The sequence below is a fragment of the Staphylococcus nepalensis genome (genome assembly GCF_014635045.1).
Taxonomy (GTDB): domain Bacteria; phylum Bacillota; class Bacilli; order Staphylococcales; family Staphylococcaceae; genus Staphylococcus; species Staphylococcus nepalensis.
In genome coordinates this window covers 153963-168571 of record NZ_BMCF01000003.1, presented here as the reverse complement: position 1 = coordinate 168571, position 14609 = coordinate 153963, and the positions used below count along the sequence as shown (strand labels likewise).

Sequence of the window (14609 nt, the reverse complement as noted above, 5' to 3'; positions counted from 1 at the left end):
TTTACTCACCAACTTTATCATTGTCTTCATAATGTCTTTTAAAGATATCTTCTAAAGTTGGAGGTTGGGATGCTAAGCGTTTGATTTCATAATTTCCTAAATAGTTAATTACCCCGGAAATTTTTTCAGAATCTACTTTAAAATAATAAGTTTCGTCTTCTTGTGTTAAGTTATGGACCCCGGGTACTTGCGATAAGTGACTTAAAGCTTGTGTACTCTCTACAATAAAATGCATTCTTGTAAGATGGCGCATTTCATCTAATGTACCAGTTTCCACAATTTGCCCTTTCCGTATAATGCTTACACGATCGCACAACTTTTCTACTTCACTTAAAATATGACTTGATAAGAGCACACTTTTATTTTGGCTTTTTATCTCTTCAATACATTTTTGAAAAACATCTTCCATTAACGGATCTAACCCTGAAGTAGGCTCATCTAATATATACAAATCTGCATCGATACTAAAAGCTGCAATTAGCGCTACTTTTTGACGATTACCAGTTGAATATGATTTACATTTTTTGCTGACATCAAGCTCAAACTGCTTAATCAATGTTTCCTTCCGTTCATGGTTGGCACGCCCGTGCAAGTTTAAGAAAAAGTCAATAATCTCCCCGCCTGTTAAGTTGGGCCATAAGTTAACATCGCCAGGAACAAAGGCGATATGTTTATGCACTTCAACCGCGTGTTTATGCACATCTTTGCCATACATTTCAATCGTGCCTTGTGTTGGCTTTAACATACCTAAAATTGCTTTAATCGTCGTTGATTTACCAGCACCATTCGGACCTATAAATCCATAAACTTCTCCCTCGTTTACCTCCATATTCACGCCATTTAAAGCGTGAAAGTGGTTGAAACGTTTAGTAAGATTGCTAACCTTGAGTAATGCCATCTCATCACCTACAAACTTTACAATAATCCCTTCACTCTGGAATCAGTTACGATTAGATAAACTTTGTCTTCGTCCATATCCTTTTTAAATGTGGCTACAGTATTATCATCTACCCCAATTGCCTTAAGTTTTTCTTTCAAAGCAACTCTATCAGGGTTGTTTTCCTTTTCAATATCGATACCTGTAATTCCTGTATCTTCAGCAATTTTGTCAGTACGACTTTTATCTAATGATAATACGTACATATCTTGACTACCTACACCTTTATCTTGTAGTGCTACAACATCAACTTCTAAGTCACCGTCAATTCTATATCCTTTTACCACTGGCGTCATACAAAGGCCTCCTTTATAACTATACACGCATCATAATATTAATTACTTTTTAGATTGAATCATTAAATGATCAAAGCGTTCTTTTGTCATATAAAAATGTGTGTTTTCTAAAATATTATCAAACATGTCTTCTTTATTATCATCTTCTGTCAACTTAAATTTAGACTCGACGTTTTCTTGGTCCGCTTCATCAACGAAAATCACTTGCTCTTTTTTCACATCTAAAGTTTTACGATTATAAATGAGTTCTAAATGATCACGTTTTTGATGAATCGCTTCAATTTTTTCTATTTTATATGCGTTATGGATAAAATCCATAACTCTTTTTTCTCTGTATCTTTTACTTTTTTGAATTTGAAAATCTTTCGCAAATTTTTGTTTTACAAGTAAATAAATAATAACGATTATAGCTATAACTAAAAGAAAAATGAGTGTACCCATATGAAGACCCCCTTAATGATTTATATCATTTGGTTATAACATGATACTAATATATTTAATTTTCCCATTCATAATAGGGTTAAACATTTCAAAATGCTTTTCCTACGACCGTCATGGCTAATTCAACTTATAAAAACTTTAAAATATAAAAAGTCAAATCATCAAATAATAGATAAATTAATTTTCCGTATTCAATGTTTATTAAAAACCTGATTATAAAAAATAAATACTTTTTTGTTTTACGCTTATATTATTCCCCAAAATAAATAAAGTAATTCATAAATCAATAATATATAAACGTAAAGTTTAAAAAATATAAAAAAGGTAATTTTAAGAGTAAATGTAATTGAAAGGGTGATGGATGATGCTTTTACAACAAGAACTTAACCAATTGAAACAATTCAACGGTAAACAAAATGACCAAAAAGTATTCTCATTGTATTTAGATACACGTCCCGAGCAAGGAGAAAAGTGGAAAATAGAACTTAAAAATGCCTTGCAAGATTTAGCTAAGCGAACAAAAAACAGTAATAATCATGAGGAAAAGAACCAATCCAAAGATATTATTAAAAAAGTGGAAAAAAGATTGCAGGATTTAGAACCTGACTTTAAAAACGGTGTGCTATTGTTTATCACTTCAGACGAGTCATTATGGTTTGAACAATTAGTTAACGTGCCCATTGAAACTGAATTTAATTGGGGTGATACGCCTAAATTGGATCAATTGAAATCATTAACAGAACGTTATCCATATACTGGCATCGTGGTATTACAACAAGACAAAGCGCGTGTGATAGAAACTGAAATCGGTATAGCTATCGGAGAATATGACTATACTTTAGATTTAGATACGAATGATTGGCGCCAACATCAAGGCCCACAAGGTGATGATTACACCCAAGGGGGTGCCAAAAGAGATGAGTTCAAAGCGCGTGTTAAGGCAAATCAAGAACGTTGGCTAAAAAGTTTAACCTCTATCGTCGAAAAAACTTCCAAAAAGAACGGTTGGCAACAATTATATTTAGCTGGAGAAAAAGAAGAAGTTGAAAAATTGCGTTCTATGTTTAATGTAGAAATTGATAAAGTGACACCGAGTAATATCTTAAAATCAAACACTACTGAAATTATTAAAAAAGTGATGGAAACGTAATTTCATCTCAAATTAAATCACATATAAAACCACCCCCTTCACTATTTTCAGTGACGGGGGTGAATTCATATTAAACGACTTCATGTTTACTGTTGATAGTAACGACAATGTAAGTCTTTTACTTTTGATGATAAGGCTTCAAAAGGACCTTCAACGTTCGCTTCTTTAATGACACTTTCGATAGGCAAATTTTTAAAAGGTGCGGGCGAAACGTTCATCTCTTCCAACCAACTAGCCAATTGATTCGAAGAACTTACATACACAATTTTATCTAATCCAACGAGCGCATGTGCAGTAGCGCACATTGGACAATGTTCTCCCGAAGTAAAAACAATACTTGTTTTCCTTTCTTCAGGGGTAAGATGCGTCGCAGCCCATTTAGCAATAGCAATTTCTGGATGTTCAGTTGCATCTCCACTACTGATGCGATTGAAATCTTCGAATAAAATATTACCTTTAATATCTACGAGAAGTGAGCCAAAAGGTTCATTCCCTTTATTTAAAGCTGCTTCAGCAAGTTCAATAGCTCTATGTAAATAACGTTCATTATCCAAATAGATTCCCTCCTTTATCATCTACTTTATTAAATAACTAAACTATATATTTACCATAGCAAATTATTCCACTTTATCCAGTTTTTCGTCTGTTTGGTTTCCATATTGAAGTGACTGAATCATAATAAAGATGACTAAAAGACTACTCATCGTATCAGTAAAATAATGTGCGCCTACATAAATACGAGACGCTATAATTGATATAACTAAAACAATTGCAATTAAATATAGCATCTTATTCCGTTTGATTAATAAGACTAAGCTCACTAAGAGACATACACTTAACACGTGCATACTCGGAAAACTATATCCATCAAATGCAGCTGAGGGTCTTGACCGTTGAATTGCATATTTCATAAATGTGCCTATTAAAAATACTGAAAAACACCAGAAACCATACCACCAAAATTTGGTTTTATTATAGAAAAATAAGACGCCTAATATACATAAAATTACAATCAAACAAATAACTGGTTCAAAAATGACCGAAACAAAATAAAGATAATCGATTAAAATAGATGAATTTAAATATGTATGTAGCATATCGTAAACCGTTTGATCTATTGGGTTTGCAACACCTATTGTAATACTAATTAAAATGATAATAAGTAAAATAGCTGAAAGGGCTGCTTTTAAAAATTGAGTCATCTTACAACATCCTTTCTCTCATTGTTAATTCTTCTAGCTACTGCTAAAAGTGCTCCAAAAGCAATACTAATACTCAACATGGAAGATCCCCCGTAACTTAATAAAGGTAAGGTTACGCCCGTTAATGGAATAATTCCAGAAACACCAGCTAAATTAATAAACACTTGCATAAATATGTAACTTACAACGCCAACACAAATCAATTTATAAAATTGATTACTCGTTTTATTCGCATAAATGAGTCCTTTTACTAAGATATAACCATAAATTATTAATGTAAATAACACACCTAGCAGTCCTAATTCTTCTGAGATAACAGTAAATATAAAATCGGTATGTGGTTCAGGTAAATAACCTAACTTAGCGATGCCATTACCTAATCCTCTACCAGTTAATCCTCCATTGCCAATCGATGTTAATGCACTCGTTAATTGATAACCTGCATCGTTTTCATATTTAAATGGATCTAACATGACTTTTATTCTTTTCAGTCTATATAGATTTTTTGCATCAAAAATCAACGTATAAACACCATACGCAAATAGTGGAATTAGCGTGATTACGCTAATTTGAAACTTTATCTTATTTTTTATATCCGAGTATATTAAAATACAACCAATAATTGCTACTGTTAAAAGCGTACCACCCAAATCTCCTTGCATTAAAACAAGTAATAATCCAACACCTAATATAGCAAGTGGAGACAACATATGTTTCAAACTATAATCTTTACGGCTTGTAACGCGTTGGTTAATGATATAAGAAAGATAAAAAATCGAAGCTAATTTCAGAAATTCAGAAGATTGCAAACTAAATATACCTAGATTAATCCAGTTTCTTGAACCGTTTATTTCTTTACCAATTAAAATCGTGATTAATAATAAAACTAACGTTCCTAAAACTATCATTTTTTGTACATTAGATCTTTTGAATACATTTATATTGATGCATGTTGCTATAAATATAACGGCCAAACTGCCTATAACCAAAAAGATAAATTGCCTTTTCATAAAATAATTACTTTCAATAGGAATGCCACCAGTTAAGGCACCTTTAGACGCAGATACCATACTTGCACTATATATCATTATGACACCTAAAATGCCTAATATAATAAAGCTAACTAACATTCCATAATCTAAACCTTTTAAACGCGGTCCTATTATTTTAAATAATTTTCTCATTTCTGCACCTCATTATAACTCTCCACGCTCTAGTAAATCAGATAAACACAGCCTACTCAATCAGACTTTAGGCTTACCTAATTTAATATATATTTAATATTTTATGAGAAATTATTTTATAATTTTAATTATACATCAAATAAATATATATACACTTAAAGCTATACAAAAAATTAAAGATTTCGCGTGGTTGTGATTAGCTTTTTAGTATGCTAAAATAAATCACAGACTTAAAGTATCTATAATAACTATAAAAATAGAATATACATTTATTTTAGAATTAGAAAAGGATGTTTAACTTGAATCAATCTAAGTTCAATCAAATCGCTCAAAATTATGATAATGATGAAAGAATTAAACTAGCTGAAATCATCTCCCTCGAAGTGAATACGTTATTAGAAAATCAACCCTATCAATCCCTATTAGATTATGGCGGTGGCACTGGACTTGTCACATTTAACATTGAACATCATTTCAACCACATTACGATATTGGACGCTTCAACTAAAATGGTTGAAATATGTGATACAAAAATTCAAAAATTAAGCAAGAAACATATTGAAGCTATTAAAGGTGATGCGCTAGCTTCAAACCAAACTATCGTCGATCAATCATATGATGTGATTATACTTTCACTTGTATTACTTCATAGTGGTAATTATAAGGAGCTACTACAAAGATTAACAGCTTATTTAAAAAAAGACGGTCTAATCATTATAGTTGATTTTGATAAAAACAAAAACGTCTACCATCCAAAAGTCTATAATGGATTTGCACAAGATGACATCAGTAGCGAATTATTTAAATTAGGGCTTTCAAATATCAATGTCCAAACTTTTTACCATGGACAAAACATATTTATGAATAAAGACGCCAGTTTATTTATAGCCTCCGGGCAATTTAAATAAACTGTATAAACATACAAAAATAATTGCATAATCGCTTTATATTTATACATTTTTTATACTACTTCTTCTTTAATTTATAACAAACAAAAACTACTGCAAATCGACACTCATAGTGTGATAGCAGTAGTTTTTTGTTTAAGTATTATTCTGAAAAATTAAGTATAAATTGAATTGAAATGTGCTCGTTAACCAAAGAATCCAGCGATGAAGTCTACACCTTTAGCTACTACATCTGCAATACTAGTTCCCATGTTAACCCAATCATGGTCTAAACCAGATTTAACTGCATTTGAAATTGCTTCTACGATACTTGACATAATATAAGCACTCCTTTAAATTGATTTAATTCATTTTGTAACTTAAGCGAAAGTATCTACTAAAGTTTTGATTAATTTAATGATACCACCGATAATATCTGCAATCATCATGTTAATACACCCCTTTACGTTTTGCTTAATTAAATTGTATAACAACTAATGTTTATAAAGTTATATTTTTCTCAATCCATTTATTTAAATGCCTAACTGTATTAAATTCGTTGAAAACCAACACTTAAGCAAAAATAGTGTTAAATTCATTTCCAACACAAAAATGAATTTTTTAATCCTCATCTAAACTCTATCTTCTCATCATTAGTTGAGGCGTATCTCTATAAGACACTTCACCCTGTCTACTTAAAATAAAAAGCACTATTTTGACATCTCTTTTAGTGATATCAGTCATCTCTTTTTATAATTTTACACTTATGTCTCCTCTCCATTACACTTAAGTTAATTACACAAATTAAAATCATTTTAATTAATTCGACAAAGGGGGAATGAAAATGGTAAATCATTATGAAGTTATTGTTGTTGGAGCAGGCTCTATGGGGATGTCAGCGGGATATTATTTAGCAAAAAATGGCGTCAAAACTTTGATGATTGATGCTTTTGACCCACCGCATGAAAATGGTAGCCACAGTGGAGATACACGTTTAATACGTCATGCCTGTGGGGAAGGCTTAGAATACGTACCACTTGCTTTAAGAGCGCAAACACTTTGGGATGAACTTCAAAATGAAACAAACGAACGTATATTTTCTAATACTGGAGTCATCACTTTTGGACAAAGCGATTCTTTATTTGTGCAAACCGCAATAGATGGCGGTCGTAAATATAATCTAAATGTTGAAACATTATCAGCTGATGAAATTAATGAACGTTGGCCCGGTATCACAATAGCTCCTGATCAAATGGGTTGCTATGAACCTGAGGCAGGCGTTTTATTTTCACAAAATTGTATACGTACTTTTAAAAGACTTGCTTTAAACCATGGGGCTGAATTAAAAACCAACTCTCCAGTTATGAATATCGATATGTTTGATGACGTCGTTAACGTTCAGACAAATTCTAATACATTTACTGCAAATAAATTAATTATTACTGGAGGCGCCTGGAATAAGAAAATATTAGATGACTTAGGTTTACAGTTGCAACTTCAACCATCTAGACAGACCATCGCATGGTTTGATTCAGATGATATTTTATATAAATCAGATGGTTTTCCCGGGTTTTTTGCTGACGTTCCTAGCGGCGTTTACTATGGTTTCCCTTCTATCGATGGCACTGGTTTAAAAATTGGCCGATATGATAATGGAGACCCGATTGATCCAATGTATTATAATAAAGCATTTGGCGCTTACGAAAAAGATGAAAACGATATTAGTCATTTTTTAAATCAATATATGCAGCAAGCTTACGGAAATATAAATGTTGGCAAAACTTGTATGTTTACAAATACATTAGATGAGAATTTTGTCATAGATAAACATCCTCGATACGAACATATTGTGATTGCTGGTGGCTTTTCAGGACACGGCTATAAGTTTTCAAGCGCTATAGGAGAGGTGTTATATGAATTAGTTACTAAAGGGAAAAGTACACAAGATATATCACTATTTAAAATTACACGTCCAAGTTTACAACCTGAAAATAAAGCAAAAGTATTTTTTAAAGCAAGGGGGAAATAAAAATGACTCAATCTAATTTAGATTTTTTAAAATCATTGATTAATATTGATAGCACTAATCCACCAGCTAACGAAGATAACGTAGTGCAAGTTTTTAAAAAGCGATGTGAATCCAAAAATATACCATTTGATATAACCAATTTAAGTGACCAAAGAAGTAATATTTCAGTAACTTTAAAAAGTAACCAACGTGACGCTGGTAAGTTGTTATTATCTGGTCATACAGATACCGTAAAAATTGGTGCCCAAGAGTGGAAATATGATCCTTTTAAAGGCGAAATTGAGGATGGAAAACTATACGGAAGAGGAACAAGTGATATGAAAAGTGGCTTAGCCGCTTTATATCTCGCATTAGAATCTGTATATGAAGAAGGCTATGAATTAAATAAAGATATTGAATTTTTAGCTACTGCTGGAGAAGAAGTAGATTCAATAGGTGCCAAGCATTATGTTCAAAGTACAACTATGGATAACATAGATGCCATCATTATCGCAGAACCCACTAGCGAAAAAGTAGCCATTGGGCATAAAGGCGCTTTATGGATAGAAGTCACGTTAACTGGCAAAACTGCACACGGCGCAATGCCCGAACAAGGTATAAATGCCGTAGAAGGTATGAATAAAGTGATTAATTTGGTTAATGACTTAAAAGAAGAATGGGCTGAAGAAACAGCTGCATTAGGCAAAAGTAGTATATCAGCAAATATGATTAATGGTGGCATTCAAACTAACGTTATTCCTGACCAATGTGTATTAAATGTCGATATTCGAACAGTTACACCTAATATTCATGACAATCTTTATAATCAATTTAATCAACGTTTAAACCAACTTTTTTCGGACAACACATCTCCAAAGGTAAGTACGCAGGTGTTACTTGACCGCGCTACGGTTTTAACTAATGAAAACGCTGAAATTATTCAAAATGCCTTAGACATTTCAAATGAAAATAACATTACAGGCATGGCCTATTACACGGATGGTTCTGTTCTCAATCCGGACAGCAATATTCCCACATTAATTTATGGTCCTGGTATTGAAACATTAGCACACCAACCAAATGAATACGTTGAAGCCAAAGCATTCGAACGTTCTATTGATTTTTTCAAAAACTTAATTAAACAATTTGCAAAATAAATAGACTGCCGGTATACTGCCGGCAGTTCTTTTTTCATTCTAAAATAAATCTTTTCATGTATAATGGCCTCAAATGAAAAAGGCGGATGATATTATGGAAATAAAAGATTTAAAGATTTTTCAAAGTGTTAGCCAATATCAAAGTATTAGTCGTGCTGCCAAATCACTTAATTTTGTCCAATCTCATGTTACCTCCCGTATAAAACGATTAGAACAAGAGCTCAATACACAACTTTTTCTACGTCATAAAAAAGGAACAACATTGACTTCAGATGGCGAAAAACTCCAAATATATGTTGAAAAAATTATGGATGTATTGAATGAAATGGAAAGTACTTTCCAAAAGAAAGAAATGTCTAGTGGAAAAATTGAAATTGGTATAGTAGAAACAATTACTAAATTACCGAAAGTACTATCAATGTTCCGTAAAAAATATCCACGAGTTGCTCTATCTTTATACACCGACGTTACTGCGAATATTTCTCAAAAAGTGGTCAATCAACGTTTAGATTGCGCATTTGTCACAGGATTTAAACAACATCATGACATAAATAAAATAGAGTTATTTAAGGAAAAATTAGTACTGATATCTAATGTGGATACCATGGACTTAAAAGATATAGCATCTTCTGTGTTTTTAGTGTTTGAAAAAGGATGTAATTATAGAAGGAATCTCGAATCTTGGTTAAAATCTGAAAATATTAAAAAACCAAATCTTGTAGAATTTGGAACATTAGAAACAATTATTGGAAGCGTTAAATCGGGTATTGGCATCAGTTTAGTACCTGAATCATCAGTTCAACATGACTTAGAGAACGGTGAATTATATAGTTATGCCTTACCAGAAAAATACAGCAATATATCAACAGACTTTATTTGGAATTCAAATTACCATTTAAATGCCCCTACGTCTAACTTTATCCAAACTGTTAAAAACTTCGCTAACCAGGATTAAAGATATGGCACACTTTTACCATTACAATGTGCATATATTTACTAACCAAATCGTTTATCTGTTTAATTTATTTGCCCACCTCTACAAAATGAATACAAGCGCTAAGGCGCTTGCATAAGAATTACTAGGGCTAAGCGGATTACATAAGTATTACTAACCACTAGGTTTTTTACATCGACTCAAGTAATCGGTGCTTTTCCGGTTCAGTTAAAAATGCATATTGAATTGCACGTTGGTTAATATATTTCATCTGTTCTAAATCTATTAATTGATGTTTAAACAGTAATTCATATTCTTCATTTAATGAAGTTTGTGTCACTGTTCGATTATCTGTATTAATAACAAATGGTATATCATTGTTTAATAAATAAGGTATGTTTATTTCTGACAAAGCGTTTATCGCTTTGGTTTGCAAATTACTTTTAGGGCATATTTCTAATAATACATCATTCGCTTTAACTTCTTGCAATGCCGCTTCATCCAAGTTAACAGCAACACCGTGACCAATACGTTTAGCTCCTATTTTAATTGCTTCTAACACATTATGCTTACAGCCACATTCACCAGCATGTAACGTTAAATGCATACCTTTATCTAATCCGTATTGAATGGTGTCTTGAATGGTATGTGGCGGAAACCCTACTTCTGGTCCTGCAAAATCAATACCCCGTATCACCTCGCTGTTGTATACATCTAAATCATCAAACAATTGTTTATTTGTAGATCGTTCATGTTGTCTCATAGCGCAAATTAATAAATTCACTTTAATATCCATTGTTTCTTGTACAATTTCAACCCCCGTTTCAACGGCCTTTACTATTTCTAGGAGCGTCATATCTTGTTCCATATGTAACAAAGGTGCAAAACGAATTTCTATATATTTCACATTATCCTCATAGGCTTGTTGCGCAACGTCTATAACTGCCCTTTTCAAGCTATCTGCTGTTTGCAATACGCTTAATATTTCATCAAAACACTTTAAATATTCATCTAGACTTTCACACTGCTCACTCACAATTAGATTAGCTTCGTTCAAATTAATTTGTTGTTCTTGAGCTAACTGTCGAATTAACTTTTCACTTACAGAACCGTCTAAATGGCAATGGAGTTCAATTTTAGCAATATCTTTTATACTTTTATCCATTATAGTAAACTTCCCTACCTCTAAATTAATATCATTCTGCGATTTAATCTTGTTAATATATATGTTACATAAAAATGATTCATATAATATAACACTTTATTTTTTACATTACTATACATAAAGTAAATCCATTTTTGCAAAAACTATTTAAAGCATACACAACTTCTTCAAAACACAGTATTTTTATAAAAATATTAAAAAAACAAACGGGATAAAAATCAAAAATTAAATTTGATTTTCTAACCCCGTTACGTTTCATTACTAAATTTTAAAATTGATGATAATAACCTAATATTAACAGTGATGCACCTATACCAATAATACATATGATCATTAATATGATAACTATTTTTAGTGCTACAAGAAAATGTTTTCTATTCTGGCCTTTATTTACGAGGTATACACCAGCAGCTACTACTAAAATAAATACAACAAGTAACGTATAAGCAATAATATTTAATAATTCCATCCGATTGCCCCTTTAGCGATAATTCATTTTCGTTAAACTTGTGCTGTATTGATATACTGATGTTTTTGTAAATAGTCCAAAATTTTAGACACTGATGCTTCAACAGTAAGTGTTTCAGTATCTAATATAATTTCTGGTTCGGTAGGCGCTTCGTATGGTGCGTTGACACCAGTAAACTCTGCAATTTCCCCACTTCTTACTTTTTGATATAAACCTTTTGGATCTCTAACTTCACATTCCGTTAAACTGCATGCTGTATAGACTTCTATAAAATCTGCTTCATCTAAGAGATGACGTACAGCATCTCTATCTGCTTTATATGGAGAAATAAAAGCAGTCACTGTCACTAAGCCGGCATCGGCCATTAATTTACTAACTTCTCCTATACGTCTAATGTTTTCTTTACGATCTTCAGGTGAAAATCCTAAATTTTGATTCAATCCATGTCTAACGTTATCCCCATCTAACCGATATGTATGCACTTGTTGAGCAAACAATGCTTTTTCAAGTGCTACTGATATCGTTGATTTCCCTGATCCTGATAATCCTGTAAACCAGATCACAGCGCTTTTATGTTGATTACGTTGTTGCCTTTCACTTTTTGTCACTTCCGAAGCATGCCACGTTATATGTTTAGATTTTCCCATCACTCAATATGCACTCCTTTTCATTCTGCTATTCTTTCAATCCATTAATCAGTACTTCTGCCACTTCTGGTCTTGAGAATTCTTTAGGTAAAGATTCACCTTTTTTCAATTTTTCACGAACCTTTGTGCCGCTTAAATGTAAATGTTCTGAAGCATCGTGAGGGCATGTTTTTGCTGTAGCCATATTCTCACAAGTTTTACAATAAAAAGCATGCTCAAATTTCAATATTCGGATACCTAATTCAGCTTCATATTTTGAAATAAGCGCTTGCGCTTCATAGGTTCCGTAATAGTTACCTACACCTGCGTGATCGCGCCCTACGATAAAATGTGTACAACCATAATTTTTACGTACTGTAGCGTGTAATATAGCCTCTCTTGGACCTGCGTATCTCATCGCTGCTGGATAAATAACTAAGCGTGTTTTATTTTCTGGGTAATATTTTTTCAGTATGACTTGATAACTCTCCATACGAACAGCAGCTGGTATATCATCTGATTTAGTTTCACCTACTAAAGGGTTTAATAGTAAACCATCTACAGCCTCTAATGCTGCCTTTTGAATATACTCATGTGCACGATGCACCGGGTTTCTAGTTTGAAATCCAACTACCGTTTTCCAACCTAAATCTGAAAATAACTGTCTTGTTTCTGACGGGTCTAAATGGTAATCCACAAATTCATCATGTTTAGGTCTATTTAATAAATAAATTGGTCCAGCTAGGTAAACGTCACCTTTTTCATAAGCTTTCTTTACCCCTGGATGATCAACATCTGTAGTGCCGTATACAAGTTGCGCTTCTTTTTGTTTGTCATACGTATATTTTTCCTCCAAATCGAGCACGCCATACAAAACATCATCTTCGCCATATAAAGCAATTCGAGAACCAATATTCAAATTTTGGGATTGTTCTGTTGTTATAGGTAATGTGATTGGGATACTCCAAACTAAACCATTTTCTAAATGTAAATCTTCAACAACTTTTGTATAATCTGCTTCTTTCATAAACCCTGTTAATGGGCTAAACCCGCCTATAGCAATTAATTCTAAATCTGACAAACTCCATGAATTTAAAGTAATGGGTTCTAAGTTTTCGGCTTCTTTGATTAATTGCTCTCTAGCTGTACCACTGACTTCTCTATTTACAAGTAAACCACCGTGAGGTTGGATTGTAGCTTGTTGTTTTTCATTTATTAATGACATTTTGTCACACTCCTTATTGAATTAATCTAGTTTATTTACGTTGGATTCATTTTTAAAATTCAAAAATGGTAATTTATTATTTTGGTATAAAGCAAATAGTATTAACACGAACCAAATAACAATAAGTGCAATTTTAATCGTAATAGCTAAAGTTTGATTCAGCCCGACGACGCTGATAAGTGAATTACTGTTTGTAAAAATAATTAAACCACTTACACAGACGGCTAGAATATTCATGGGTAAAAGCTTCACCAACCATGCAGCAAATGGTGCAGCAACCATGCCACCAATACTTAAAGATACTACAAGCCACCAGTTGATTTGGCTCCAACCGAGAAAAATAATAAAACTTAGAGAAGCAGACACCGTCACGAAAAACTCACTCGCTGATACAGTACCAATTGCATACCTAGGTTCTAACTTCTTTTGAGCAAGCATTAATGGCGTATTGACTGGTCCCCATCCACCACCGCCTATAGAATCTAAAAAACCTGCAACTGCACCTTGCGGAATTAAGATTAAGCGTGATGTTTTTGTCTTTGTTTTTGAGACAGATTTTTCTTTTGTAAATAAAAATTGGTATAAAATATAGAGCCCCATTGTTAACAAAAATATAGCAATGAATGGTTTAATAAAATCGCTGTGTATATGACTTAATATCGCAGCACCAATGAATGCTGTTATAGCACCCGGAATTGCTAGTTTAACCATCGTTGGTTTATGCACATTTTTAAACTTCCAATGTGATGTCCCGGACGCTGCTGTAGTAGCAATTTCAGAAAAATGGATTGTTGCTGATACGATCGCCGGCGCCACGCCAAATGTCAATAATATAGAGGATGATGACGCGCCAAATCCCATACCTAATGAACCGTCAATCAATTGTGCGAGAAAACCCGCTAATGCAAAAATGAATAATTTATACATA

The 14609-nt window shown here is 32.7% G+C and carries 17 protein-coding genes; 5 read left to right on the top strand and 12 right to left on the bottom strand.

What is annotated here, in order from left to right; all coding sequences use genetic code 11:
- Position 1: 1 nt before the first annotated feature.
- The 3 genes from IEU88_RS06365 to IEU88_RS06355 are packed head-to-tail and all read right to left on the bottom strand — an operon-like array spanning position 2 to position 1674.
- The gene (locus IEU88_RS06365; RefSeq protein WP_096811101.1) at positions 2–898 is read right to left on the bottom strand and encodes an ABC transporter ATP-binding protein; all 897 of its coding nucleotides are present in this window, start codon (positions 896–898) and stop codon (positions 2–4) included.
- A 17-nt stretch (positions 899–915) separates the two neighbouring features.
- Positions 916–1233, bottom strand: a complete 318-nt coding sequence (locus IEU88_RS06360; protein WP_096811102.1) for a general stress protein — start codon at positions 1231–1233, stop codon at positions 916–918.
- 42 nt (positions 1234–1275) lie between these two features.
- Positions 1276–1674 carry a hypothetical protein gene (locus IEU88_RS06355; protein WP_096811103.1) on the bottom strand — a complete coding sequence of 133 codons (399 nt, stop codon included), beginning with the start codon at positions 1672–1674 and terminating at the stop codon, positions 1276–1278.
- 364 nt (positions 1675–2038) lie between these two features.
- Here IEU88_RS06355 and IEU88_RS06350 point away from each other — a divergent pair, with 364 nt between their 5' ends.
- On the top strand, positions 2039–2824 hold the full coding sequence (locus IEU88_RS06350) for a VLRF1 family aeRF1-type release factor (RefSeq protein WP_103373421.1): 786 nt from the start codon (positions 2039–2041) through the stop codon (positions 2822–2824).
- Between the two features lie 86 nt (positions 2825–2910).
- Here IEU88_RS06350 and IEU88_RS06345 read toward each other — a convergent pair whose 3' ends face one another.
- The 3 genes from IEU88_RS06345 to IEU88_RS06335 all read right to left on the bottom strand — a co-directional run bounded on the left by IEU88_RS06345 (position 2911) and on the right by IEU88_RS06335 (position 5210).
- A complete protein-coding gene (locus tag IEU88_RS06345; RefSeq protein WP_096811105.1) occupies positions 2911–3378 on the bottom strand; it encodes a nucleoside deaminase in 468 nt (155 codons plus the stop codon).
- 63 nt (positions 3379–3441) lie between these two features.
- A complete protein-coding gene (locus tag IEU88_RS06340) occupies positions 3442–4026 on the bottom strand; it encodes a phosphatase PAP2 family protein (RefSeq protein WP_103373420.1) in 585 nt (194 codons plus the stop codon).
- Positions 4023–5210 carry an FtsW/RodA/SpoVE family cell cycle protein gene (locus IEU88_RS06335; protein ID WP_103373419.1) on the bottom strand — a complete coding sequence of 396 codons (1188 nt, stop codon included), beginning with the start codon at positions 5208–5210 and terminating at the stop codon, positions 4023–4025. Before IEU88_RS06335 ends, IEU88_RS06340 begins: the two co-directional genes overlap by 4 nt.
- Before the next feature lie 299 nt (positions 5211–5509).
- Between IEU88_RS06335 and IEU88_RS06330 the strand changes: the two genes are divergently transcribed.
- Complete coding sequence (locus tag IEU88_RS06330) at positions 5510–6118, top strand: class I SAM-dependent methyltransferase (protein WP_103373418.1); 609 nt, start codon at positions 5510–5512, stop codon at positions 6116–6118.
- A 185-nt stretch (positions 6119–6303) separates the two neighbouring features.
- Here the strand turns inward: IEU88_RS06330 and IEU88_RS06325 are convergent, their stop codons facing one another.
- Complete coding sequence (locus IEU88_RS06325) at positions 6304–6435, bottom strand: beta-class phenol-soluble modulin (protein ID WP_103373417.1); 132 nt, start codon at positions 6433–6435, stop codon at positions 6304–6306.
- Between the two features lie 506 nt (positions 6436–6941).
- Here IEU88_RS06325 and solA point away from each other — a divergent pair.
- The 3 genes from solA (at position 6942) to IEU88_RS06310 (ending at position 10217) form a co-directional block, all read left to right on the top strand.
- Positions 6942–8126: an N-methyl-L-tryptophan oxidase gene (gene solA / locus IEU88_RS06320; protein ID WP_096811110.1), complete on the top strand. Its 1185-nt coding sequence runs from the start codon at positions 6942–6944 to the stop codon at positions 8124–8126.
- 2 nt (positions 8127–8128) lie between these two features.
- Entirely contained in the window at positions 8129–9262 is a 1134-nt protein-coding gene (locus IEU88_RS06315; RefSeq protein WP_103373416.1) for a M20 family metallopeptidase, read from the top strand.
- Positions 9263–9356: 94 nt separating this feature from the next.
- Positions 9357–10217: a LysR family transcriptional regulator gene (locus IEU88_RS06310; protein WP_103373415.1), complete on the top strand. Its 861-nt coding sequence runs from the start codon at positions 9357–9359 to the stop codon at positions 10215–10217.
- Positions 10218–10386: 169 nt separating this feature from the next.
- Here the strand turns inward: IEU88_RS06310 and add are convergent, their stop codons facing one another.
- The 5 genes from add to IEU88_RS06285 form a co-directional block, all read right to left on the bottom strand.
- A complete protein-coding gene (add, locus tag IEU88_RS06305; RefSeq protein ID WP_103373414.1) occupies positions 10387–11361 on the bottom strand; it encodes an adenosine deaminase in 975 nt (324 codons plus the stop codon).
- 268 nt (positions 11362–11629) lie between these two features.
- Positions 11630–11830 (bottom strand): hypothetical protein, encoded by a 201-nt coding sequence (locus IEU88_RS06300; protein ID WP_096811114.1) that lies wholly within the window; start codon positions 11828–11830, stop codon positions 11630–11632.
- 32 nt (positions 11831–11862) lie between these two features.
- A complete protein-coding gene (gene cysC / locus IEU88_RS06295; protein WP_096811115.1) occupies positions 11863–12477 on the bottom strand; it encodes an adenylyl-sulfate kinase in 615 nt (204 codons plus the stop codon).
- A 28-nt stretch (positions 12478–12505) separates the two neighbouring features.
- Positions 12506–13681, bottom strand: coding sequence for a sulfate adenylyltransferase (gene sat / locus IEU88_RS06290; RefSeq protein ID WP_103372485.1), 1176 nt, complete (start codon positions 13679–13681; stop codon positions 12506–12508).
- A gap of 21 nt (positions 13682–13702) precedes the next feature.
- Positions 13703–14608, bottom strand: coding sequence for a sulfite exporter TauE/SafE family protein (locus IEU88_RS06285; RefSeq protein ID WP_096811117.1), 906 nt, complete (start codon positions 14606–14608; stop codon positions 13703–13705).
- Position 14609: the final 1 nt, after the last annotated feature.

Bases quoted from the DNA above. Each gene is read 5' to 3' on its own strand.
- IEU88_RS06365 (WP_096811101.1), bottom strand. From the start codon at position 898: ATGGCATTACTCAAGGTTAGCAATCTTACTAAACGTTTCAACCACTTT.
- IEU88_RS06360 (WP_096811102.1), bottom strand. From the start codon at position 1,233: ATGACGCCAGTGGTAAAAGGATATAGAATTGACGGTGACTTAGAAGTT.
- IEU88_RS06355 (WP_096811103.1), bottom strand. From the start codon at position 1,674: ATGGGTACACTCATTTTTCTTTTAGTTATAGCTATAATCGTTATTATT.
- IEU88_RS06350 (WP_103373421.1), top strand. From the start codon at position 2,039: ATGCTTTTACAACAAGAACTTAACCAATTGAAACAATTCAACGGTAAA.
- IEU88_RS06340 (WP_103373420.1), bottom strand. From the start codon at position 4,026: ATGACTCAATTTTTAAAAGCAGCCCTTTCAGCTATTTTACTTATTATC.
- IEU88_RS06335 (WP_103373419.1), bottom strand. From the start codon at position 5,210: ATGAGAAAATTATTTAAAATAATAGGACCGCGTTTAAAAGGTTTAGAT.
- IEU88_RS06325 (WP_103373417.1), bottom strand. From the start codon at position 6,435: ATGTCAAGTATCGTAGAAGCAATTTCAAATGCAGTTAAATCTGGTTTA.
- solA (WP_096811110.1), top strand. From the start codon at position 6,942: ATGGTAAATCATTATGAAGTTATTGTTGTTGGAGCAGGCTCTATGGGG.
- IEU88_RS06315 (WP_103373416.1), top strand. From the start codon at position 8,129: ATGACTCAATCTAATTTAGATTTTTTAAAATCATTGATTAATATTGAT.
- IEU88_RS06310 (WP_103373415.1), top strand. From the start codon at position 9,357: ATGGAAATAAAAGATTTAAAGATTTTTCAAAGTGTTAGCCAATATCAA.
- add (WP_103373414.1), bottom strand. From the start codon at position 11,361: ATGGATAAAAGTATAAAAGATATTGCTAAAATTGAACTCCATTGCCAT.
- IEU88_RS06300 (WP_096811114.1), bottom strand. From the start codon at position 11,830: ATGGAATTATTAAATATTATTGCTTATACGTTACTTGTTGTATTTATT.
- cysC (WP_096811115.1), bottom strand. From the start codon at position 12,477: ATGGGAAAATCTAAACATATAACGTGGCATGCTTCGGAAGTGACAAAA.
- sat (WP_103372485.1), bottom strand. From the start codon at position 13,681: ATGTCATTAATAAATGAAAAACAACAAGCTACAATCCAACCTCACGGT.
- IEU88_RS06285 (WP_096811117.1), bottom strand. From the start codon at position 14,608: ATGTATAAATTATTCATTTTTGCATTAGCGGGTTTTCTCGCACAATTG.